Annotated in this window: 21 protein-coding genes; 8 read left to right on the top strand and 13 right to left on the bottom strand. The window is 49.3% G+C overall.

Translation table 11 applies throughout. From position 1 onward, the window contains the following. Nucleotides 1-12: 12 nt before the first annotated feature. The 3 genes from AC50YG_RS15895 to fur all read right to left on the bottom strand — a co-directional run bounded on the left by AC50YG_RS15895 (nt 13) and on the right by fur (nt 4424). A complete protein-coding gene (locus AC50YG_RS15895) occupies nt 13-2481 on the bottom strand; it encodes a putative bifunctional diguanylate cyclase/phosphodiesterase (RefSeq protein ID WP_494827994.1) in 2469 nt (822 codons plus the stop codon). A 115-nt stretch (nt 2482-2596) separates the two neighbouring features. Further along, nucleotides 2597-3748: a response regulator gene (locus AC50YG_RS15890; protein WP_494827993.1), complete on the bottom strand. Its 1152-nt coding sequence runs from the start codon at nt 3746-3748 to the stop codon at nt 2597-2599. A gap of 193 nt (nt 3749-3941) precedes the next feature. Continuing rightward, nucleotides 3942-4424, bottom strand: coding sequence for a ferric iron uptake transcriptional regulator (gene fur, locus AC50YG_RS15885; RefSeq protein ID WP_494827992.1), 483 nt, complete (start codon nt 4422-4424; stop codon nt 3942-3944). 434 nt (nt 4425-4858) lie between these two features. On the opposite strand from fur, the gene AC50YG_RS15880 reads away from it, so the two are divergent. Then, the gene (locus AC50YG_RS15880; protein WP_494827991.1) at nt 4859-6460 is read left to right on the top strand and encodes a sensor domain-containing diguanylate cyclase; all 1602 of its coding nucleotides are present in this window, start codon (nt 4859-4861) and stop codon (nt 6458-6460) included. A 97-nt stretch (nt 6461-6557) separates the two neighbouring features. Here the strand turns inward: AC50YG_RS15880 and AC50YG_RS15875 are convergent, their stop codons facing one another. Continuing rightward, complete coding sequence (locus AC50YG_RS15875; RefSeq protein ID WP_473760780.1) at nt 6558-7340, bottom strand: SDR family NAD(P)-dependent oxidoreductase; 783 nt, start codon at nt 7338-7340, stop codon at nt 6558-6560. 140 nt (nt 7341-7480) lie between these two features. Beyond that, the gene (locus AC50YG_RS15870) at nt 7481-7900 is read right to left on the bottom strand and encodes a helix-turn-helix domain-containing protein (RefSeq protein WP_473760782.1); all 420 of its coding nucleotides are present in this window, start codon (nt 7898-7900) and stop codon (nt 7481-7483) included. A 216-nt stretch (nt 7901-8116) separates the two neighbouring features. Here AC50YG_RS15870 and AC50YG_RS15865 point away from each other — a divergent pair, with 216 nt between their 5' ends. From AC50YG_RS15865 to AC50YG_RS15850, 4 genes are read left to right on the top strand one after another with little or no spacing between them, the layout of a single operon-like run. Further along, a complete protein-coding gene (locus AC50YG_RS15865; RefSeq protein ID WP_494827990.1) occupies nt 8117-9658 on the top strand; it encodes a spore germination protein in 1542 nt (513 codons plus the stop codon). A 53-nt stretch (nt 9659-9711) separates the two neighbouring features. Next, on the top strand, nt 9712-10818 hold the full coding sequence (locus tag AC50YG_RS15860) for a GerAB/ArcD/ProY family transporter (RefSeq protein WP_494827989.1): 1107 nt from the start codon (nt 9712-9714) through the stop codon (nt 10816-10818). Next, nucleotides 10815-12035, top strand: coding sequence for a Ger(x)C family spore germination protein (locus AC50YG_RS15855; protein WP_494827988.1), 1221 nt, complete (start codon nt 10815-10817; stop codon nt 12033-12035). Before AC50YG_RS15860 ends, AC50YG_RS15855 begins: the two co-directional genes overlap by 4 nt. 30 nt (nt 12036-12065) lie before the next feature. Beyond that, the gene (locus AC50YG_RS15850) at nt 12066-12281 is read left to right on the top strand and encodes a hypothetical protein (RefSeq protein WP_341279040.1); all 216 of its coding nucleotides are present in this window, start codon (nt 12066-12068) and stop codon (nt 12279-12281) included. A 38-nt stretch (nt 12282-12319) separates the two neighbouring features. Here AC50YG_RS15850 and AC50YG_RS15845 read toward each other — a convergent pair whose 3' ends face one another. From AC50YG_RS15845 to AC50YG_RS15835, 3 genes are all read right to left on the bottom strand, one after another. Continuing rightward, nucleotides 12320-12928: a DUF1349 domain-containing protein gene (locus AC50YG_RS15845; RefSeq protein WP_494827987.1), complete on the bottom strand. Its 609-nt coding sequence runs from the start codon at nt 12926-12928 to the stop codon at nt 12320-12322. 16 nt (nt 12929-12944) lie between these two features. Next, nucleotides 12945-13409, bottom strand: a complete 465-nt coding sequence (locus tag AC50YG_RS15840; RefSeq protein WP_494827986.1) for a GNAT family N-acetyltransferase — start codon at nt 13407-13409, stop codon at nt 12945-12947. Between the two features lie 97 nt (nt 13410-13506). Further along, the gene (locus AC50YG_RS15835) at nt 13507-14070 is read right to left on the bottom strand and encodes a GNAT family N-acetyltransferase (RefSeq protein ID WP_494827985.1); all 564 of its coding nucleotides are present in this window, start codon (nt 14068-14070) and stop codon (nt 13507-13509) included. A gap of 85 nt (nt 14071-14155) precedes the next feature. On the opposite strand from AC50YG_RS15835, the gene AC50YG_RS15830 reads away from it, so the two are divergent. Continuing rightward, entirely contained in the window at nt 14156-16219 is a 2064-nt protein-coding gene (locus AC50YG_RS15830) for an ATP-dependent helicase (protein WP_494827984.1), read from the top strand. A gap of 50 nt (nt 16220-16269) precedes the next feature. Continuing rightward, nucleotides 16270-17316, top strand: a complete 1047-nt coding sequence (locus tag AC50YG_RS15825) for an HD-GYP domain-containing protein (protein ID WP_494827983.1) — start codon at nt 16270-16272, stop codon at nt 17314-17316. Nucleotides 17317-17386: 70 nt separating this feature from the next. Here AC50YG_RS15825 and AC50YG_RS15820 read toward each other — a convergent pair whose 3' ends face one another. From AC50YG_RS15820 to AC50YG_RS15805, 4 genes are all read right to left on the bottom strand, one after another. Beyond that, complete coding sequence (locus AC50YG_RS15820) at nt 17387-17890, bottom strand: ferritin (RefSeq protein WP_056041379.1); 504 nt, start codon at nt 17888-17890, stop codon at nt 17387-17389. 81 nt (nt 17891-17971) lie between these two features. Next, on the bottom strand, nt 17972-18202 hold the full coding sequence (locus AC50YG_RS15815; protein ID WP_056041378.1) for a DUF1450 domain-containing protein: 231 nt from the start codon (nt 18200-18202) through the stop codon (nt 17972-17974). A 138-nt stretch (nt 18203-18340) separates the two neighbouring features. After that, the gene (locus tag AC50YG_RS15810; protein WP_494827982.1) at nt 18341-19756 is read right to left on the bottom strand and encodes a S41 family peptidase; all 1416 of its coding nucleotides are present in this window, start codon (nt 19754-19756) and stop codon (nt 18341-18343) included. Between the two features lie 74 nt (nt 19757-19830). Continuing rightward, entirely contained in the window at nt 19831-20817 is a 987-nt protein-coding gene (locus tag AC50YG_RS15805; RefSeq protein ID WP_494827981.1) for a Gfo/Idh/MocA family protein, read from the bottom strand. Between the two features lie 153 nt (nt 20818-20970). Between AC50YG_RS15805 and AC50YG_RS15800 the strand changes: the two genes are divergently transcribed. After that, on the top strand, nt 20971-21768 hold the full coding sequence (locus AC50YG_RS15800) for a Cof-type HAD-IIB family hydrolase (RefSeq protein WP_494827980.1): 798 nt from the start codon (nt 20971-20973) through the stop codon (nt 21766-21768). Between the two features lie 327 nt (nt 21769-22095). On the opposite strand, the gene AC50YG_RS15795 is transcribed toward AC50YG_RS15800, so the two are convergent. Further along, nucleotides 22096-23163 (bottom strand): sulfate ABC transporter substrate-binding protein, encoded by a 1068-nt coding sequence (locus tag AC50YG_RS15795; protein WP_494827979.1) that lies wholly within the window; start codon nt 23161-23163, stop codon nt 22096-22098. Nucleotides 23164-23171: the final 8 nt, after the last annotated feature.

The raw sequence follows: 23171 nt of genomic DNA, 5'->3' as shown, positions 1-23171 counted from the left end.
CTGTCTGCTGAATCAGGAATGAAATGCTGTTTTCTCTTGGCGACTAGGTATGAAAAATCCCTCTTCTACATCAATAGCGGACAAAGGACGGCTGAAATAATAGCCTTGTATCTTCTCACAGTCTTTATCAGTTAAAATGTCCAGTTGGGCTTTCGTTTCAATGCCCTCGGCAATAACCTCCATATTTAAATGCTGGGCCATGGAAATAATGGTGGATACAATGGCCTTATCGTTGTCATTTTCCGTAATATCGCGAATAAAGGAACGATCGATTTTCACCTTGTGAATCGGGAACATCTTCAAATAGCTAAGCGAGCTGTAGCCCGTTCCAAAATCATCGAGACTAATCCGAACGCCAAATTCATTAAGCTGGTTCAAAATAGGTGTCGATACCGATGCGTCCATCATCATGCTTTCGGTAATTTCCAGCTCTAAAAAATGCGGCTCTAGCCCCGTCTCCCGCAAAATATCCTTCACGTAATCGGCCAAATACGGCTGATGAAATTGCTGCGAGGATAAATTGACTGAAACAGGAATGAGCGGTCCGCCCGCTAAATGCCATTTTCGCATTTGACTGCAGGCTTCCCGGAGCACCCAAGTTCCAAGCTCATAAATAATGCCCGTTTCCTCCGCAATCGGAATAAAAATGCCTGGCGACAGTACGCCTTTCGTTGGATGGTTCCAGCGGACAAGCGCCTCAATTCCAATCATTTGCTCATCCTCGGCTCTAATTTGGGGCTGGTAGTAAAGCTCAAGCTCACCCTGCTCCACCGCTTTTCGCAAGTCGCCTTCGAGCTCAATTTTATTGATCAGCTTGTCATTGAGCTCAGCCGAATAATACTGAAAACCATTTTTCCCTTTTTTCTTCACCTCGTACATTGCTGTATCTGCATTTTTAAGCAATTGGCTCGTATCCATCCCATGCTGCGGATATAAAGCAATGCCGATGCTGGCCGAAACATAAAAGTCGCTTTCCTTGAGACGATAAGGAAGCTGGATGGCATGAATAATTTTCTCGGCAATTTCCGTCACAATGCCTGCATCTGAATGAGGCACCAGCAGGGTAAATTCATCACCGCCCATTCGAGCAAGCAGCACATTATAGCCGTCTACACTTCTGAGGATTCGGTTGCCCATTTCTTGAAGGAACAGGTCGCCATAAGAATGGCCTAGCGAGTCGTTAATCATTTTGAACCGGTCGATATCCAGCACCATGATGGCAAAAACAGGGTCGTCTTCGCCCGTTTCCTCCTCTGCCGGTTTTGTTTTCTCAATTTCTTCTTCCAGCACTTGATTAAACATCCTGCGGTTCGGCAGGCCCGTCAGCTCATCGTGAAAGGCGAGATACTTCACCTTTTCCTCGGCTTGCTTCTCCTCTGAAATATCTTTGGCGATGACGTAAATACCTACAACAGCACCGCCCACAACAACCGGAGCGCTTACAACGCTAATATCAACGCGCTCCTCACCATTTCGCAATATGGCAGATGTATACCGCTGGGCTTCACCTTGAAAAGCTTTCGTAAACATCGCTACTGTATGATCCAGCTGGTCTGGCACAATATATGGCAATAACAGATTTATAGGCTGATGGAGCAGCTGCTCGCTTTTTAAGCCTGTAATTTCCAATGCGATTGGATTAAAGCCTATAATCTGGCCTTGAATATTAACGGTAATAATGCCATCTAAATTGTTGTCGAACAACGACTTATACCACTTCTCATGCTCGTCCAGCTGCGTTTCCTTGCTCTCCAGCCGTTTGGAGACAAATAGGACCAGCAGCGACATCAAGCATGTAATTAGCGTTCCAGCTGTAATGACGTAAGCAAGCAGCTTATTTTCCAGTACCATTTCAAAAAAGATCGCCGTTTTAGTTTTCGAGCTGAATGTCGCCGCTATCATTCCTGTATAATGCATGCCTGCGATAGCCGCTCCCATAATCATGCCTGCGCCTAGCTTTTTCCAAAACATAACCTGCTTGCTGGTCTTGCGAAAATAAAATACGAGCCATAAAGCAGCAACAGATGCGGCAAAGGCAATAAAAATAGAAAGTGAAAACAACAGCGGATCATAATGGATCTGAATCAGCATAGCCTCCATGCCTACATAATGCATAACCGACACACCGGTTGCCAGCAGCAATCCTCCTGCCAGCAGCCTGCCGGTTTTCAATTCATCCCTTCCAATGACATAGAGCGCAGCGAATGCGGCCACGATGACGGCGAGAAGCGACAGCAGTACAACGATCAGGTCATAGGCTACTACGACCGGCAGGGAGAAGGCCATCATGCCGACAAAATGCATCGACCAAATGCCCATTCCCAAAATAACGGCACCCAGCGTAATGCCGATCCAGCGTTTGCGGCCATAGGAAATACCGACCTTCTCGGCTAGATCCAAAGCTGCAAAAGACGCAAGTACTGCAATAATGTAGGAGAAAATAATTAGTGAGCTATCATAGGTGCCATGGAGATGCCCCATTTCTTTCCCTCTTTTCAGTTGGTAAATATTTAAATTTTCAGTAAATTTAACCCATTATAATAAATGTTGCAAAAATGCTCGCATAGACTAAAGCAGCTATGCCATTGTATCTCGCTTATTGCGCGGACAAACGCTGGCTATGCTTGTATTGCCATTGATCGTACCATTGCTGCACCAGCGTCAGCGGCTCGGCATCAAACTCCTGCCTTAGCATCTGTATGAGCTGGTCGTACTGCCGCTGTACAGCAAACCTTTCATTCATCCGGTCATACAAACGCATCAGTTCAAAATAAATCTGCTCCTCGGAGGGCAGCTGTTTTTGAATGAGCAAATATTGCTGAACTGCCTTTGCCTCATTGCCAATCGAATCATAATGCTGGGCAATGCGCTGGGCATGACGCAGCCATAAGGTGCGAAGCCGACGACGCTCCGTTTCGGCCCATTCATACGCATACTCCAGCAAATAGTCGCCAGGGTACATTTCCAGCATCTGCTGATGCTGCTCTAATGTTTCTTCTGTTAGCGGAGGGATTCTCTTGATTTTCCGCTCCCACTCCTCCGTATCCAGAAGCACGCCATTCAAATCCAGCGTGTAGCCTTCATCACGGTTAACGATCCGAATGTCAACACCCTCTTTGTGCATAATTCGCCGAATTTGATAAATCGCCGTATACAGCTGGGAGGTGCCTTTCCGCCATTCGATTTCCGGCCACAGCTGATCAAGCAAATCTTCTTTACGGTTCAGCTTCCCGCGATGCTCCAGCAAATAGGCGAAAAGCTCCTGCGCCTTCAAGGTTTTCCATTTGAGCGTTGCGCTCTCATCGCCCTTCGGCCCAATACGCAGTGATCGAAAGCAATGGATCATTTTAGCTGGGCCAGATACTAGTTGTACAGCAGGAGGAGCAATTCGGGCCCGCTTTAATAGCCGTTCAACCGTTATGCACAACCGCTCATGGTTGAACGGCTTTATAATATAGTCATGAGCGCTAAGCTCAAATGCTTTCACCGCATATTTCTCTTGCTCAGTTAGGAAAATAAGCATAACTTCCGGAAATTGCTGCAGCACTTGCTCAGCAAGCTGTATTCCGCCAAGCTCCTGCGTATCGATATCTAAAAATAAAGCGATCGGAGGATCAGCTAAAATATGCTGGAACGCCAGCTCAGGATTAGAAAAAATCCCCACAATATCGATGCCTCCAATTTTGCCCAGCTCCTCTTCCAGAAGCTTAAGCGTTAGAGGCTCGTTATCTACCAATATAGTCTTCATGTTTTGTCACCTTCTTAACTGGTAGTTTAAGCCGCAAGTCCTATACTTATATAACGGTTTACCAAGCCTTATTATCAATACCAAATATAAATATGCCGTAAAAAAAAACGCTGAATCCCCATTATTTGGTGGATTCAGCGTTTTTCAGGCCATTGGCTGGCTTATACGCATGCATTTCTCCAAAAATTAACAATTAGCTAGCTTTCGTATCTTTGCCTCGCTTGCAATCTCCGGCATTGCAGCCTTGAAACATGCCGGTGAAATCCAATCGGTGGTCGGTAACGGTGAAGCCGAATTCGCGCTGTACGCGCTGCTCCAGCTCAAGCAGCCAATCCTCTTGAATTTCCTTCAGCACGCCGCACTTGGCGCAGATCAGATGATGATGCATATGCTCTTGGCTGTCGTCACGCAAGTCGAAGCGGGCAACGCCATCGCCAAAGTTCATTTTTTCTACAATATGCAGCTCGGTCAGCAGCTCAAGCGTCCGATAAACGGTCGCCAGCCCGATTTCTGGGTATGACTTCTTGACCAGCATATATACGTCCTCTGCGCTGAGATGATCCTGCTCGTTCTCCAGCAGCACTCTTAAAGTCATCGCGCGCTGATGCGTCAGCTTGTAGCCCTTCGCTTTCAGCTGCTGGTTGATTCTATCTATATGATTTTCCAGTTCACTCATCGCTCATGAGCCTCCTTTGCATGCGGCTTGCAATTTCTCAATTTGTAATCATTATCATCTTAATTTTATTATAGATATATCAAAAAAGCAAGCTTCCTAGCTTTTCACAGCCAATAGGTTGTAGCATTAAGCATCGTTTTCTTTAGCACAGCTACTGTCTGAATCGCCATGCAGGCTGTATAATATAAATCACCAGCAGCACGCCTGCAACGGTACAAGCTAGTTCTCCCGTTTTCTCTTCCATTCAGAATCTATTCAAATCAGGCTCCCCAATTCATTATTACGCTTTCAAACTCGTACATCAGACAGTATCGGTACATCATTTTACAAATTCAATTTTATCACAAATCCAAAAAAAACAGTAGAATCAACCTTTCAGCAGATATAGGACCATTGGATTAGCACTTTACGCGAAACGAAAGGAAGTCATTACGATGAAAGCCCCACATCCAGCGTATAAAAAGAGTAAAATCAGCTTGGCAACCGTACTTAGCGGACTCGTTTCTTTATGCGTCCTGGTTACGATTATCCTCGTGATGTTTTCAGCCTTCCAATCGAGCAAGCAATTAATGGAACGTACGGCCCTTTCCACCAATTTCTCCAAAGCGAGCAAAATGAGCGATACGCTGGACGCCTTAACCAAGACGATACGGTTAAGCCTGAAATATAGTGTGCAAAGAGATCAGGAGGGCATGTGGGACGGGCCTAATCAAGCCCAGAGGATGAATGAGGATTTAAATTTAATGAAGCGCAGCAGCAATTTTTTTAATTCTATCGTGGTTGTGGATCAACATGGAATGATAAGAGGGGCTACGGAGGGAATAAATAACTTAATCAATGAGCCGATTACGTCGGATTCCTTGAAGCAAGCGCTGGCATCGAGACGGTCGAGCATATCGGACCCTTTTTTCGATGAACGAACAGGCAATTTATTTATTATGGTAAGCGAGCCGCTGTATGACAAAAACCAGCAATACAAGGGCTTTATTGGCGGCAGCATTTATTTAAAGAAAAATAATGTTATGAATACAATTTTCGAGAAAAATACGAATGACTTTTTGGAGTCTTATTTATATCTTGTGGATCAGCAGGGTAATCTACTGTTTCATCCTGACCCGATGCTTGTCGGCAGAAACATCAGCGAAAATATGGTTGTGAAAAAGCTGATGGCTGGGCAAAGCGGCAGCGAAACCGTCACTAATTTGGACGGCAGCAAGCTGCTTATCGGATACGCCAGCGTCAAGGAAAATGGCTGGGGTATCGTAGTAGCAACTCCTGTGCAAAGCATCAAGGATCAGCTCTTTTATCATTTCCAAAATGTTGCCGTCACGGTTGCCATACCACTGCTGCTGCTTATATTCGCTGTCGTTATATTGGCGCGAAGCATCGCCAATCCGTTTCTAAGGCTTTCGCAGTTTGTCAGTCAGCTTGGTGATCCAGGCGAGCTTAGCTCCTGGCGCAAAAACCACTGGATTAGGGAAACGGATCTGCTGATCAAATCAACCATTAATGTAGGATCACTTATTCAGGCCCAGCATCATCAGTTAACGAAAGATGCGGAAACGGACCCGCTGACGGGGCTCATGAACAGGCGCACCTTAATCAAGTTTTTGACGTTATGGATGGAAGAGAAGCTGCCCTTCTCCATTATTATTATCGATATTGACCGTTTCAAGCGAGTCAATGATAAGTATGGCCATCAAGCAGGAGATGCAGTGCTTAAGCAACTGGCGCAGACCGTCATTCATTCCATTCGGCCAGAAGATATCGGCTACCGCTATGGCGGGGAGGAGCTTGTTATTTTGCTTCAGCAGACGGCGCTTGGGGAAGCTTACTTAGTTGCCGAACAGCTGCGAATGGCTGTGGAGGAGGGAGTAGATCCGGTCGTAGGACGCGTAACAATCTCACAGGGAGTCGCGCAATATCCGCTGCATGGCACCAGCCCCGAGGAGCTGCTCCAGAAAGCGGATCAAGCGCTGTATCAAGCAAAAAATGCGGGCCGCAACCAGACGATTGCAGCGGCAGCGGAGCTTTAGAGCAGCTAGCTGCGAAGAATGAAGTCGCAGCTAGCTGCTCTGCTTGCATGCATAAGGAAAGATGCTTGCTGATGCCGGGTTTATTTTTCAAATGGAGCTACAGCACCGCTGCCTTGCCGCCGTCAATATTGACGGAAGTTCCCGTAACGAAGGAAGCTGCTTCCGAGACGAGAAAAGCGATGACATTCGCCGCTTCCTCAGGATTGCCGATGCGTCCAAGCGGTATATCATGCCTCGGGCTTGCCGCAAACTCCTCCCACGATAGATCGGAAGCGCTCTGTTTCCACATGCGCTCTATTTGATCGCTGCGAATAAGGCCGATGCAGACAGCATTCACACGAATGCCATCGCCAGCCAAATCCTTGCTCATTGCTTTCGTCAACGCAAGACCAGCTGCACGGCTTACCGAAGTGGGCAGCGAGGAGCCTGCCGGCGTCTTGCCGCCGATAGCCGTTACATTTACGATGGCGCCGCCCCCCGCCTTACGGAGATAGGGAAGCGCCGCACGCGTGAAATGAATGGCCGCATACAGCTTGAGGTCAAGATCGGCTGCCCACGCATCAGGCTCTACCTTATCGAATGGCAGCGCTGCTGACGTTCCGGCATTGTTTACGAGAATGTCGACACCGCCAAGCTGCTGGACCACCTCGGCAACAGCACGCTGTACCTCGGCCTCGACCGATACATCGGCGGAGATGATAAGCGGCCTTTTGCCTGTCGCCTGCTCAATTCGTTCTGCTGCCTCTTGCAGCGGCCCCTCCTGTCTGGCAACGATCGCCACTTCCGCTCCCTCAGCCGCCAGCCGCAGCGCGGTGGCAAGTCCAATTCCCTTGCTTCCTCCCGTCACAATGGCACGTTTCCCTTGCATACCCAAATCCATTCTAATTCCTCCTGTCTACTATGTAATCAATCAAGGCTCTCATTATCGCTACCCATTCAGTCTAAACCTGCTGTGTCTTAATATCCAGTATAAAAAAAACATGCCGGGTCTATTGAGCTCCGACATGCTTCATCCTTTATTTATAATCCAGCACTATACCCAGGCACCGCATAAGCGGAAGGTGCTACACCGACCTCCTGCTTGAAGCGGCGGCTGAAATAATACGGGTCTTCGTAGCCAACCTGACGAGCGATGCTGCGCACCGTCGCATTCGTCTCCTTCAATAGTCCCTTAGCCCGGTCAATGCGAATGGCAATCAAATAATCAATTGGGCTGATGCCCATATGTTTCTTGAAGGCGCGGGAATAATGCTCCGGCGTAATGCCAACCATGCTGGCAAGCATATCCCTTGTAATAGGTTTTTGATAATGGCGTTTCATATATTCAACCGTCTGTCCAAGCTTGCTTCTTCCTCCTGCAACAGATTCGGTGTTATGCCTAAAGTGTGTATCCTCTTCTTGAAAGCCCATCCGTATCGAGTTTCTCATATGCTTTATCATTTCCCACCTTCCCGGCCTATTGGCACAGCTGAATGATCGCTCATCCATATATAATGATTATCATTATCAATTATAATTCAAGCGTGCTTTTTTTTCAACACCCTGTCACAATAATTCACCACTTCTGAAAATATCTACTTCCTTACATAGGAAAGGAACACACTGGAAACGCTAAGGGCACGGAGTTGTCTAATCAACTGGAAGCGAGGGACTGCCATGCTCGGATTCAAACGCAGCAATTGGAAGCACAAAACAGCAAAGGCAGATTGGCAGCAGCCAGACGATCATTCGTCTGAAGAGCAGAGGCCTCTTTCCCAGCGATTAGATGAAAATATGGCAGAGCTGCGGCGTGTGTATGCGGACTGCGATGACCTCTCCTTCCATTCCTTGCGAATCGGCGAGCTCGCGGACGCCATGCTCGTGTTTCATATTAGCATGTGCGATGACGAGCAGCTGAATCTCTTCGTTTTGCGTCCGCTTGCGAGCAATGCCGGCAGCTTGACTGCTGCTACTCCCGCACAGCTGCTGGGCTTGCTGCCCATCGCCGCTGCCAATACAGTGCGCACGCTGGAGGACGCTATCGATGCCATCAGCAGCGGCATGCCGCTGCTTTTCATCGACGGGAGCGAGGAGGCGCTATCGTTTGGCCTGCAGAAAATCGAGCATCGCAGCATTGAGGAGCCTTCGGCGGAATCTACCGTTCGTGGCCCTCGCGAATCGTTTAATGAAGTACTGTCCATTAATCTGTCGCTGCTGCGCCGCAAAATGAAAAGCCCGAAGATGAAGCTGCTCACGATGACCATTGGCGAATATACGCGTACCGATATCGGTATTCTCTACTTGGAGGGAGCGGCAAATCCTGCTACCGTCGATGAGGCGCTGAAGCGGCTTGCCGCTATTGACACCGATGGTATTTTGGAAAGCGAATATATCGAGGAGTGGATTGCCGATTCACCTTATTCGCCATTTCCACAAATGATCGCAACCGAGAGGCCAGACGTTGTATGCGCAAATTTGCTTGAAGGGCGATTCGCCATATTAATGGATGGGACACCCTTTGCCCTCGTCGCACCCGTGACCTTGTTTTCCATGCTGCAGTCTGTCGAGGACTACTATCAGCACTTTATTATGAGTACCTTTGTACGCTGGCTGCGCTATGTTTTTTTCCTGCTGTCACTGCTTCTTCCATCAGCCTATGTCGCGATTACGACCTTTCATCAGGAAATGATTCCAACAGTGCTGCTGCTCAGCATCGCCAAGGCGCGGGAGGAAATTCCTTTTCCAGCACTCGTCGAAGCCCTGATTATGGAAATTGCCTTTGAAGCGCTGCGTGAAGCCGGGGTGCGGCTGCCGAGGCAGGTCGGTGCTGCCGTCAGCATCGTGGGAGCACTGATCATCGGACAAGCCGCTACTTCGGCAGGCATCGTCTCCGCGCCTATGGTCATTGTTGTAGCCACAACGGGCATCGCCTCGTTTATGATTCCGCGGTATGCAGCAGGCATTGCCTCACGTCTGCTGCGGTTTCCCATTATGCTGATGGCGGGCACGCTCGGACTGATCGGCATGATGCTGGGGCTGATTTTAATCGTCATCCATTTGTCGAGTCTGCGTTCCTTCGGCGTTCCCTATTTGTCACCCGTTACGCCAGCATCGATGGGGACCCTTCGCGATGTCATCTGGCGTGCTCCCGCATGGATGAACAAAGCCCGAAAAGAACGGCATCCTATGCGCAGCAGTCCAAGCGGGAACAAAAAATAACCCGCGTCATCCAAAACCTGCCAAAAATGATAACGGAGGGGGCTAAAGCTCCAATGCTTGAAACTGGAAAAATATCATCGTCTCAAATGGCTATTTTGCTTTATCCTTCGATTCTCGCTACGTCGTTTTTGTCTGTGCCCAGCATTACGATGACCCATGCCCATCAAGATATGTGGCTCTCTCCGATTTGGGCAGGCTTGTTTGGCATGCTGACCGTATGGGTGGCCATCAAGCTCAATCGGCTGAAGCCGGACAGCACCCTGATACGAACGAGCTTCAGCCTGCTTGGAGCTGTTCCGGGCTTTCTGGTAGGCTTGTTTTATATTTTTTATTTGCCCCATCTAACAGGCATCATTATTCGCCAATATGGCGAGTTTATTATTAGCAATGCATTGCCGATGACGCCGCAGTTCGTGGTAACCGGATCAATGGTGCTCGTATGTGCCATTAATGCCCGGCTCGGCATCGAGGTTATTGGCAGAACTTCTCAAATTTTTACAGCGGTATTTATATTTCTTTCGGCCTTTCTATTTATTTTGCTAATCGGCGAGCTTCATCCTTCCGAGCTGCTGCCGATTGCCGAAAATGGCATAGCTCCATCGATTAAAGGTGCGCTGGCGCCAGCCGCCTGGTTCAGTGAATATATTTTGATCGCTTTTCTGCTTCCCTTTGTTAACGACCGTGAGAAAGCGATGCGCAAAAGCATGCTATCGGTGCTGTTTGTCACCATTACAATGATTGTCACCAATCTCGTATGCTTGTTTCTCATGGGGGATTTGACTACCAGCTTTATTTATCCCGTCATGATTGCTGCCCGTTATATTACAATTGCCGACTTTATGCAGCATTTGGAAGCGCTCGTTATTGCCATATGGATTTCAGGCATTTTTGTGAAAATATCGGTATTTCTATATGTCTATTCGATTACTGTGGCGGATTGGCTTAAATTGAAGCATTACCGTTCTATCGTTATGCCACTTGCCCTTCAATGTACGGTTTTTGCCTACTGGTCAGCCAGAAGCCAGGGCGATATCGCCAATTTGATCAGCATATCCGGAAACACGTATACAATCATAAGCCTGTTCGTGCTGCCTATGCTGCTTCTGCTGCTCATGCTCCTTAAAAATAAGCTGACCCGCAAAAAGAAGGCTTCCCCATGATGAGCAGCAAGCTGCACAATCTGCGACGCAAAATCGCGCTCCTGCTTCTGGCGGCATGCAGCGCGATGCTCTTGCAGGGCTGCTGGGATCGCGTGGAAATTAATGATTTGGCAATGGTGTTGGCAACAGGCATTGATCGAACCAAAAACGGCAAAGTCCATCTATCGATTCAAATTTTCATTCCGCGTCAAAGCGGCAGCAGCGCAACTGGTGGGACCGGTGGCAGTGAAGGCTCTCCGAGCGGCGTTACGATGGTGCAAACCGCTGAAGGGAGCAATATTGCGGATGCAATGGCGCGGCTGCAGCGCAAAATATCCCGCCATGTTTTCTGGGGACATTGCGAGGCCATTGTCATAGGAGAAAAGACAGCAAAGCTCGGCATTCGCGAGTATATGGACTTTCTGCTGCGCTTCTCCCAATTTCGCGAGCATGCCTATGTTTATATTAGTGAGCCTAAAGCACAGGATATCCTCTCCCTGCTGCCTCCTCTTGAGCGAAGCTCGGCGGAAGCTTTGCGTGAAATGGGCAACATGAAGCTGGGCACCAAAATGACGGTGCTTGATTTGGCCCAAGCGCTGGAGGGTCTAGGCAAATCAGCTGTTCTTTCCAGACTGAAAATTCCTCGGCCCGAGTCTGGACAAAACAAGAAAGCTACGATGCCGTTTATATTCGGGCTGGCCATGATTCGCAATGACCGGGAAATTCACGTCGTGACTGAGCCGATGAGCCTTGGCGTGCTTATGCTGCTTAATCAGCTGGACAATATCGTTTTAACGGTTAATCCAGACGAAGCGAACAAACAAGCGGCTGTCACCATAAAACCGCAATTCATTCGCACCGAGTTTATTCCCGGCTTTGCTGACGGAAACTGGACGATGGAGGTCAACATTAAAACAAAGGGCGATGTCATCTTGAATACAACCGATCTGTCGCTCCTGCCACCGCCGAATGTGGAAAAAATTCAGGCTTTGTTTCAAGAACAGTTTAAACAGCGAGCGGAAGCCGCACTGCAATTAACCCAGCATAAGCTGAAAACGGATTTTTTCGGCTATGCGAATGCGTACCGCAATCATTTCCCACATAAATGGAAGGCAAAAAAGGCCCAGTGGGAAAGCGATTTTCCAAAAATAAAAACGAAAATCCAAGTAGAGGCTCGCATTTTGCGCACAGGAAAATCCGGTGATCCGCAAGGGATACCGGGCCAATCCAATGAATAAATGCAGCATAAACATGCAGGAGGGCTCGCGATGAAGGCACTATTTATTACAGGTATTGTGCTCGTCTCCGTTATTATTGTATATGGAGAAGCTCACGGGGGGCGGAGCAGCCGCCGGGAAATCAATACGGCCGTCACCATAACCGCCATAACGGCAGCTTTGGCGATTTTGCTCGTTTTTTTCCCCGACATGCCTGGCCCAACCGAGCTCATTGCCTTCCTGTTCAGCACCATTGGCATGAAGTAGCTGCTCTCCGCTGCTCCTATTGCAGCTGCAACACGTTCTTAATTAACGCTGCGGATATCGCCAATTACGTTTGTGCTGATTTTTAAATAATCAAACGTTGCGACGCTGCCTTCGCCAATCGGTGATTGGGCTACGACGCCCACTTTAATCGTAGCGGGAACATCCATCCCAAAATAACGAACCATTTTCCATTTGACGCCATCATGCGAATAATGGAATGCAAAGCAATTGCCTGCCCGAGCAATACGCAAAAAAGGACGAACGATCTGGGCATCGCTGGAAACACAATCATCGGAGGCTCCACGCGTTACAACGCTGAGAATGGACGGCATATCGTCAAAAAACTCCGAGCAAAGCTTTGCCCAGTGGTCTTCATCCGCCATGATCATCAGGCAGCCGGAATCGTACGTCTGCTTCATATCAACCGCAACGCGAGTGAAGGCATAGAAATCGCCTTCAACTAATGTATATAGGAAAGGAGCAGAATTTTTCGTATTTCCTCCTGCCGGATCGATAAAAAAATCGCCCATCGGCGGTGCTTGCACAACCAGCTGTTTGTGCTCATTCACTTCCCAGCTCTTCGGCTCATTAATCCATAACAGTTCCTTGCCTAGGCTTTGCTTGCTGCATCCTTCAAATACATTCATCGTGTTCTCCCCTTCTTTATGCGCCAAAACGCTTCTCATAACACATGCTCAGCTCATAGTCGACATATTCGCCAAATTTCCCGATAAATACATAGCCTTGCTTTTCATAAAACTTCAACGACTCAGGCTGCTCGGGCCCCGTCTCCAGACGAATGCCCGCAAAGCCGAGCAGCTGCGCCTGATCCTCCAAAAAAGTAAGCATAGCAGCCGCGATGCCGAGCTTCCGGCTTTCTTTGCGCACGAAAAAGCGTTTCAGCTCCGTATATTGGGCATCGAGCGGCCGAATGGCACCGCAGCCCACAGGCTCGTCCCCGGAAAAAGCGACAATAAATGTAGTGTCTTTGATGCCCGGATCGGTAAAATCAAGCCCATGCACCTCTTCCGCCGGATAGCGCTCCAGCAGTTCCTCATCTAGTAATTGAATGAGTTGGTGCAACGTTTCATTTAGTGGCTCTACGATACGAATGCTTATGTCTTTCATCTGTTATGCCTCCAAAGCTGCTTCTAGCAAGTTAGTAAATGAATGGAATATTTGCCATATGGCTATCGTACCTGTTTGCTCTCCACTTCGCAATCCATTATTGCATCAGCTGCTTTACCATACGAATGTAGCGGTGTCCTGCCAGCTCAAGCTCCCCATCCTCGGCATAGCCCATCCGAATATAGAGCGCCGTCGCCTTCTCGTTATCATCCAGCGCAATGAGCGATAGGCGGGGCCAGCCCGCATCCTTGGCCTTCTTCTCCAGCGCGCCGATCAAAGCCCGCGCTATCCCCTTTCCTTGATAGGCGGGATTTACCGCCACGGAATCCAAATAATATTCCCCGGGTCTTGCCTCCGTCATAATCTGATAGCCAGCATGGGCTGGCTTCTGGCGGATTCGCGACAGCAGCGGAGCGTCCAGCTTCTCAGCAGCGTCACCGCCGTAACCGAGCGCCATGCCAGCGATGGCATCCCCCTCCCAGGCGACAAGCACATGCTCGTAGCTGAGCCTATTTCCTTTTTCCACATAAAAATCTGCCAGTATATTCATAGCCTCCTGCTCGTCTTGAGCGCCCGTTAGCGTACAGGCGATATCGCCAATGGCAGCATGCAGAAGCGGCATAATTTGCTGCACATCCTCTTTTTTCGCTGGAACAATCATTTCGCTCATCTCCTATTGTTATTCTTCAATTAGTTTATCCTAATCCATTAAGCCATGCTATAATCAAGCACAGGTGATTATACATATGGAACAAACACGTACAAAATATTATCCCAGACCTTACGGTGTAACAACAAACATAATGCCACGGGCAAATCAGGCGACAGCTGATACGAGCAAACAGCTTGTCAGAAGCGGGGAAGCCGATGCCGCTTTTTTCCGCTCGCTGGAGCAGCACGGCATCCAGCTGAATGAAGCGCAAATTGCTGCTGTTCGCCATACCGAGGGGCCGCTGCTCACGCTTGCTGGAGCTGGCTCAGGCAAAACCTCCGTTCTCGTCTGCCGAACGGCTTATTTGCTGTCTGTCCGCAGCGTAATGGCTTCCCAGCTGCTGCTCATGACGTTTTCCAAAAAAGCAGCGGAGGAAATGAAGTCGCGCATCGCCACGCTGCCCGGCATTTCTGAAAGTGCTGCCGCTGCGGTGGAAGCAAGGACCTTCCATTCTTTCTGCTTGCAGCTGCTGCGCAGGCGTGGCATGAGACAGGCGATTCTAGGCGACAGCGGCCGGAAGCAGATTTTTTTCAAGCGACTGCTGCGCGAACGCAATTTGCATGAGACGTATCAGCCGGAGACGCTCATTACGTTATTTTCAGCCTACAAGCTGGAAATGCTGGAGCTCCATGAGCTTCCCGCCAAAACAGAAGAGGACAAGCAGCTGAAAATTCTGTTTGAATGCTATGAGCAGTGGAAGTCGGAGCAGCAGCTGATCGACTATGATGATATGCTGCTGGCCGCTTATCGGCTGCTGACGACCGATCAGAACTTGCTCGAGATGCTCCAGCGCCGCTTCCGCTACGTGATGATCGATGAGTTTCAGGATACGAATAAGGTGCAGTATGAGCTAATTAAGCTGCTTGTTAAGCAGCATGGCAATTTGATGGTCGTTGGCGATGATGATCAGACGATTTATTCGTTTAACGGGGCGCGCAACGATTATATTTTGAATTTTGAACAGCAATATCCGACCAGCAAAAATGTTGTGCTCGACATTAACTATCGCTCCGGGGCTGCCATTGTCGGGCTGGGCAATGTGATTATTAGCAGCAACAAGCAGCGCCGTCCCAAGTCGCTCAAAGTGGCGAAGACGCAAAGTCACTCCCCAACATTTGCAAGGCCCGGCAATACCGACGATGAGGCCCAGCTGATTGTCAATAAAATCACGGAGACGCAGAGCCAGGGGAAGCGCAGCTATCAGGATTTCGCCATTTTGTTTCGTACGGCAAGCAGCAGCCGCGCCATCTTCGACCAGCTGGTCATACGGCAAATTCCGTTTATTGATTACGGCGGAGGCGAGTCCTTTTATGAGCAATGGGTCGTAAAGCCAATCATTGCCCATTTGCGGCTGGCGATCGATCGGCGTCATTTTGATGCGATGCAAAATATACTGGCGACGCTTTATGTCAAGCCGGAGCAGGCGATGGCTTTCATTTGGAACGAAGAGAAGCAGCAAGCCAAGAAATGGCCGCTGATCCACCTCGTCCGCTTCCCCGGCATTAAGGAATTTCATCAGGAAAAAATCAAAGAGCGGCTGCGGCTCATTCGCTCCTTGCCTAAGCTTAAGCCTGAGCAGGCTATTCGCCTGCTGCGCGATGGCTTTTATGACAATTACATCCAAGCCGATAAAAGCCAGACGCTTACCGAGCACAAGGACGCCTTGAAGGAAACGCTGGACGAGCTGGAAACCGCTTCCAAACGTTTTGCCACGATTGCCGAGTTTTTGGCATTCGTGGACGAAATTGCAGTGAAGCTGCAGGAGATGAGGCAGCTCAAGCTGGCGAGCCGGGGCGCTGACGCCGTCCATTTTATGACGATCCACAAATCAAAGGGTCTGGAGTTTCCCGTTGTGTTCGTCAGCGGGGCATCCGATGGCATTTTGCCGCACAGCTCCGCGCTGTCCGCGAGCAAAAATAGTGACCGCAGCGCTATTCAGACGGGGGATGACGTTGCCGAGGCTGCACTGGAGGAAGAACGCCGGCTCGCTTACGTCGCCGTTACGCGTGCCAAGGAAGAGCTGTACATCAGCTCGCCTGGTTATTATCGCGGCAAACCGGCGGCCGTTTCTTCTTTTTTACTCAACGCTTTTAAATAAATAAATAAATAAATAAATAAATAAATGCCTATAAGTGGGGTGGCTACTGGATGAACGATCAGCTTAGAACCTTTTTACAATTAGGTGATGCCGTTATTATTACGGATGATCAGCATCAAATATTAGAAATCAATTCGAGCTATGAAGTGATAACCGGCTACAGCCGCAGAGAAATTTTAGGTAAAACGGCCGGTATTGTTCGCACCAGCCTTACTCCTGGACATATTCATGAGAGCATGAAGGAAGCGTTAAAGGCAAAGCGGCCATGGTCTGGCGTATTCATTAACCGCCGCAAGGATGGACAGCTGTGGCATTCCTCCATTACGATCACACCTTTATGTGTGGATGAGAGCTGGTATTATATCGGTATTTTCCGTGAATTGGAGCAGCTCCCTAGCGGCTTCTATATGCCTCAGGAACGGATTGGGCATATTCAAGGCTCGCTGCTCAAGGTGCTCGCCATTTCCTGTGAAATTCGCGATCCTGGCATTGAGTCGCATCTTGTGCGGGTGAGGGATCTTACGGAGGAGCTTGTGCGTTATCATAATGAGCGCATGCAGCTGGGATGGAAAGAAGAACGGCTTAGCCGCATCGCCTCAGCGAGCATTTTGCATGATATCGGAAAATCAGGCATTCCCGAGGGAATTTTGTATAAGCCAGGTCCGCTTGCTGACTATGAACGCACCATTATTGAAATGCACACGTTTATTGGCGTCGACATTATTGAGAAGATTTTCAACGAGTTTAATGACGAGCTGTTTACTAGCGAGCTGACGGCGAGCAGGCATATTATTTTGCACCATCATGAACGGTGGGATGGCAAGGGCTATCCGCATAAGCTTGCTGGAGAAGCAATCCCCATTGAAGCGCGCATCGTAAGCATCGTTGATGTTTTCGACGCCCTTACCAGCAAACGCCCCTACAAGGAAAAATGGTCGGAGGAGCAGGCGCTCGCTTACATTAAAGAGATGCGCGGCACCCAGTTTGACCCGGACTTAGTCGATTCATTTATTCAACTGTATGGGCAAGGTGAAACGGCTGTCGCCGTCCTTAACGGCGCTGCGCGTTTCATTCCGAGAAATATAGAGAATGGATAGCGAAATGATATCCTTCCCTATATTTGGACAAAAAGAGGGATTGGCGTAAGTGCCAATCCCTCTTTCTCATTTATTCCGCAGGAGGCGTGAACGTGCGCTGTGCAAATTCAGCATCCAGCATATAAAACGCGTTGCTGTCTTTATCAATGCGTTTCAGCTTCGAAATGATACCGTCGAACAAGGACTCCTCTTCTACCTGCTCATCGATGAACCATTTCAGGAAGTAGATCGTCGCGTGCTCGCGCTCGCTGAGCGCAAGGTCAGCAAGGTTGTAGAACTTGCGAGTGTTTTGCTGTTCATGCGCGTAAGCACGCTCGAACGCATCCAGCATCGATGCATATTCGTTCTTAGGCTCGTGCAGAGCAGACAAGGTAGCACGACGGTTGCGGTCGTTTAGGAATTTATATATTTTCATGCCATGGAAACGCTCTTCCTCAGCCTGGATAATAAAGAAATTCGCAAACCCGTCCAGACTTTCACCAGAACAATAGGCTGCCATTGCAAGATACACATGCGCCGAATAAAATTCAAAGTTCATTTGTTCGTTTAAAGCTTCAGCTAATTGATCATTCATTACTTATGCACCTCTTCTTTTTCGGAGTTGCCTCTATCTTAACACAAAAAAGGAGGACGGCAAAAGCCGCCCACCCTATATTTATCCAATTAATTTTTTTAATTCCTTATAAAGCTTCTCGGCTGACGGAGCGCTGACCACCTTGGACTTCACCACGGCAAAACATTCATGCCTGCATGTTTTGCAATTTCCGAGACAATCGGACTTCTTCATCTTGATGTCGGGAAACTTATCCTTCATCGCCTTATAGACCGGCTTCGTCCCGTTTTTGAAATTTTTGGTGCAATATTTGATCTTCAATAGGTGTGTCACCCCGCTGCCGCAACGGCTGTCTGATTATGGTTGGCGCTTTTGTATGATCAGGCAATCGTCTGCTCGATCCAAAAGGCTCCCTATCAAATGATAGTAATAATCATTACCGTTGTCAATAGCCACGGGGCGGCAGCCACCTTATTTTTTCAATAGTTCTATGCCTCGCTGCAGCTGAGTATCCTCCTTATCCAGCTTTTCCTTGAGCAGCTCGACAATTTTGTACGCCGTCTTGTCATTAAGCGATCCGGTAACGTCCAGCTTCTCTGCCTTCTGAAAAGCGCGCATCGCCGCCTCCGTCGCATCATCGAACAAGCCGTCTTTGCCCACGGACGCATAACCGAGCTCCTTCAGCATGGATTGCAGCGTCTTGACGTCTTCGCCGTAGCTGCCGTTTTTCAGCTCGCTGCCGACCGGAAGCGGACGTAAGCTTGCAAAAGCAGGCAGGCTGACAACCTCATTAGGCAAGACGCCAACCTTGTGTATCCACGTGCCAGCAGGTGTTTTCCACTGTGCCTCGGTCAAGCTGAGCACCGAGCCATCCTTAAATTGCTCAAACGCTTGAACGACGCCTTTGCCATACGTTTTCTCGCCAACGACGGTTGCTCCCGCCGACTCCTTGAGCGCGGCTGTCAACACCTCGCTTGCACTTGCCGACTGGCCGTTCACAAGCACAACGATTGGAATCGTCCACTCTTCCTTTTGGGTCGATTTATAAACAATCGGGTTGCTTTCTTCTTTATAGACGACCTCCAGAATCACTTTTCCCTTCGGAATCAGCTTGCTGCCAATCGCAATCGTCGGCTGCAACAGTCCGCCTGGATTAGAGCGAAGATCCAGCAGCAGCTTCGTCATGCCCTGCTCCTTCATTTTCGCTACCGCTTCATCAAATTCTGTAGCCGTCTTCTGGGCGAAACGGCTAATTGTAATATGTCCGATGCCATCCTCCAGCATCTCTGAGGTTACGGTATACACTGGAATCGCCTCACGCTTAAGCGTGATCTCGATTGGCTCCGTTTCTCCCAAGCGCTGCAGCGTCAGCGTCACCTCGGTACCGGACTTGCCGCGCATAAGTGCAATCAGATCCTGAAACTTAATCGCCTTCGTATCCTGGCCGTCAACCGCCGCAATAATATCGCCGGATTGCACGCCTCCGCGTTCTGCCGGCGCTTTGGGGGTCAGCGCATGAATGATGAACTGCCCATCCTGCTCACGCACCTCCGCCCCAACTCCAGAAAACTCGCCCTCATAGCCTTGCGTATAGGCATCGCCCTGTTCCTCGATTAAATAGCGGGAATACGGATCTTCCAGCGATGCTACCATTCCCTCGGAGGCGCCATTGATCAAATCCTCGCCATCCGCTCCATTTAAATATTTATCCATAATGGTATTGTAGGATACCGCAAAGTTCTGGAATGCAGGCTCTTTCAGCATCGGATAACGATGCCCCATCCAGAGCCACCCCACTGCGAACCCGGCAACCATAAATAATATAGCCCCAACCAGGCCAATTAACAGCACTCTGCGCCGTGCAGCAGCATGTGTAAAATACCTCAACTCGTCATCTCCCCAGGTTCAACTCTCATCCGCTTTCTTTACTGTATCTTATTGAAGGGGGATGGAGCAAATTTTCACAAAAGAACCCGCCGCTGCTCTCGTGCCGAGGTGAGACAGGCCTCAATTACCGCAGTCCCCGCTATCGCATCCTCAGGACCAAACAGCGGCTGTTCCTCACCAGCGGCAATCTGTGCAATTCGGTTGATTTGCATCACATAAGTGTTCAGGTTGAAAGGCCCTTCCTTACGCTGGCCATCCTCCGTATGTACAATAAAATAATCCTCTTCGCCCGGGCCAAAAGCGTTCGGCAGCTCAATCCGCCCCTTCGTCCCGAGAATTTCCATGCGGTTGCGGTAAGCTGCCCACATGCCGCAGTCGAATACGAGGCATACATCATTTGCGAACTCCAGAATGCCAGAAGCCATCATGTCTACCCCGCCATGCTCCTTGGAAAATAAACCATGGACGCTCGCTGCCACCGGCTCCCCGCCCAATATAAGCCGTGCTGCACTTATGAGGTAGCAGCCGATGTCATACAAGGAGCCGCCGCCCCATTCCGCGTTGTAGCGAACATTGCCCGCATCCGCTGCGTTATTGAACGTAAACGAGCCTGTTATGACGCGAAGCTCGCCAATTTCGCCAGACGCGATAATCGCCTTTATCTGCTCAAAGCGTGGATGATGGCGATACATGAAAGCTTCCGCCATGACGATGCCTGCCGTCTGTGCCGCCTTTGCCATTTCCCCCGCATCCGCTGCCGTGATTGCAAATGGCTTCTCGCAAAGCACATGCTTGCCAGCCTCAGCCGCTTTAATCGCCCATTCCTTATGTAAATGATTCGGCAGCGGAATATAGACCGCATCAATATCTGGATCAGCTAGAAGCTCCTCGTAGGAGCCGTACGCTTTTTCAATACCTAACCGCTCTGCTGCTTCAACAGCACGTTCGATGCTGCGGCTCGCAATTGCAACCGCCTCGCCCCGCTCTGCCTGCTGAATGGCTGGAATCATCGTATGTATAGCAATGCTCGCACCGCTTAAAATCCCCCATCTTAGCTTCATCCTTGCCCATCCTCTCTCTGTCCATTCTTTAACAGCCTTTTCTATTATACAGGAAAAGCGGATGATCGCTTGTACGAACGCCGATTTTTCGCTACAATCAACCTAGCTTATGCACACGATAAAGATGCTTGGAGAGGGGAACATATTGTCATTATGTATAAACTAATTGCAATTGATGTTGACGATACACTGTTGAACGATGAACTCGTTGTGACTGAAGGAACGAAACGCGCCATGGAGGAAGCGATCGCGAAAGGCGTAACGGTGACGCTGGCTACCGGAAGAATGTACGCTTCGGCCAGACAAATCGCTGAGCAAATCCAGCTCAATGTGCCCATCATTACGTATCAGGGCTCGCTAGTAAAAACGCTGCTGGACGGTAAGGTGCTGTATGAGCGCAGCGTGCCTACCGATGCGGCCAAGGAGCTGTATGCTTTTACAGAAAAACATGGCCTGCATTTGCAGCTTTATGTCGATGACCAGCTGTTTGTGAAGGAAGCGAATGATAAGGCACTTATGTATTCGCGCCTATCCAAAATCCCTTACACGGTAGCACCAGATTTCGAGGAGCTGCTGGAGCAGCCGAATACGAAAATGCTGATTATCGATGAGCCGGACTATCTCGATGAAATTGCTGAGCAGCTCAAGGCGCTTATCGGCGACCGTGTGCATATTACGAAATCCAAAGCTCATTATTTAGAGTTTATGCATAAAGAAGGAACAAAAGGACATGCGCTGCGCTTTATGGCTGAGCATCTTGGCTGCACAATGGACCAAACGATTGCAATCGGCGATGCCTGGAATGATCACGAGATGATCGAAGCGGCTGGACTTGGCGTAGCAATGGCTAATGCAATTCCAGCGCTGAAAGAGGTTGCTAATTATGTGACGCTTAGCAATAATGATGAGGGCGTTCGTCACGTATTTGAAAAATTCGTTTTAAACTCGTAAGGGATAGGTTTAGGTGAGATGGGATTCTGCGCTGCGCGAAAAGGTGGGGGTTACGATCGCCATTGCTGTTGAATTTCCTCGAATTAGCCGTGAACGGCTGAAATTCCACAGCAAAAGCGAGCACTTCGTTTCTCCACCCCCACCTTTTCACTCCGCTACGACCCGCTCACCTATACAACCTTAAAGCGTTTACCCATTTTTTTGGGGCAATAAAACAAACCGTGGATCTGGCTCATTTAATAGCCAGATCCACGGTTTGTTTGTTGTTGCAAGATTTATTACAATGTCTAATTCCATTATTAAGTGCAACTGCACATTTGATTGGAATTAAATACCCGCAAGCACTTGGTACCAGATGCCCTTTTTGGAATAGAGCGTCTTCTTTACCTCGGGCCAGCCGCCGAGATAACTGATGTCGAACAGCTGCTCGGGCACGGTGTATTTGCTCGCCGATTCCTTGGCTACCGTCTCATTGACAGAACGGAAACCATAATCGACAAGCACACGCTGCGCTTCATCGCTGTGCAAATAATGGATGAACGCTTCGGCCACCTCGCGGGTGCCGTGCTTGTCTGCATTTTTGTCTACTACCGTCGCCGGGTTTTCAATCAGAATCGTGCTTTTCGGCACGACGATATGATAGTCCTTGCCCTGCTTAATGCGGGCGAGCAGTTCGTTCTCATACGTCACGATCACGTCGCCGACACCGTATTCGAACGCCGCCATAGAAGCACGGCCGCTTTTATCAAGCGATTCCACGTTGGCATGGACCGCCTTGAGGAAGTTTTTCGCAAATGCCGGGTCCTTGGCACCTGTCTCTTCCTCCGACTGCTTCAATCCCGCGCCGTAAATTGCATTAATATCCCACTGGGCGCCGCCAGATGTTTTTGGATTCGGATAGACGACCTTCACTCCGCTGCGAGTAAGATCGGACCAATCTTGAATGTTCAGCGGATTGCCTTCACGTGTGCCAAGCACAACAATCGACTTGGTCACGAATTCTCCGTCCGCTTGCTCCTTCCAATTCGGGTTGATAAGTCCCGCATCGGCAATTTTGTTGACGTCGCCCTCCATCGCCAGCACGGCAACGTCGGCATTAAATCCGCCTATAATGGCCCGCGCTTGTGTCCCAGAGGCTTCATAGGATTCCTGAAATACAACCTTTTGTCCCGTTTGCTGCAGCCAGTACGTCTGGAACTGCGGCAAAATTTCGGCGAAAGCATCCTTCACTATGGAGTATGCACCAATGACAAGCGTGACATCGCCGTTTGGAACGGAAGATTCCACCGCCGGGTCATTGTCTCGCGCTTCGCCACAGCCCGCTGCAACAAGCAGCAGGGCGGTCGCAAGCAGCAGGGCAAGTATACAGCGGCTTGTTGTCTGAATAGCATTCATAATGGCAT

Source organism: Paenibacillus sp. J31R34 (genome assembly GCF_059383715.1).
This window is presented reverse-complemented; position numbering and strand designations above follow the sequence as displayed.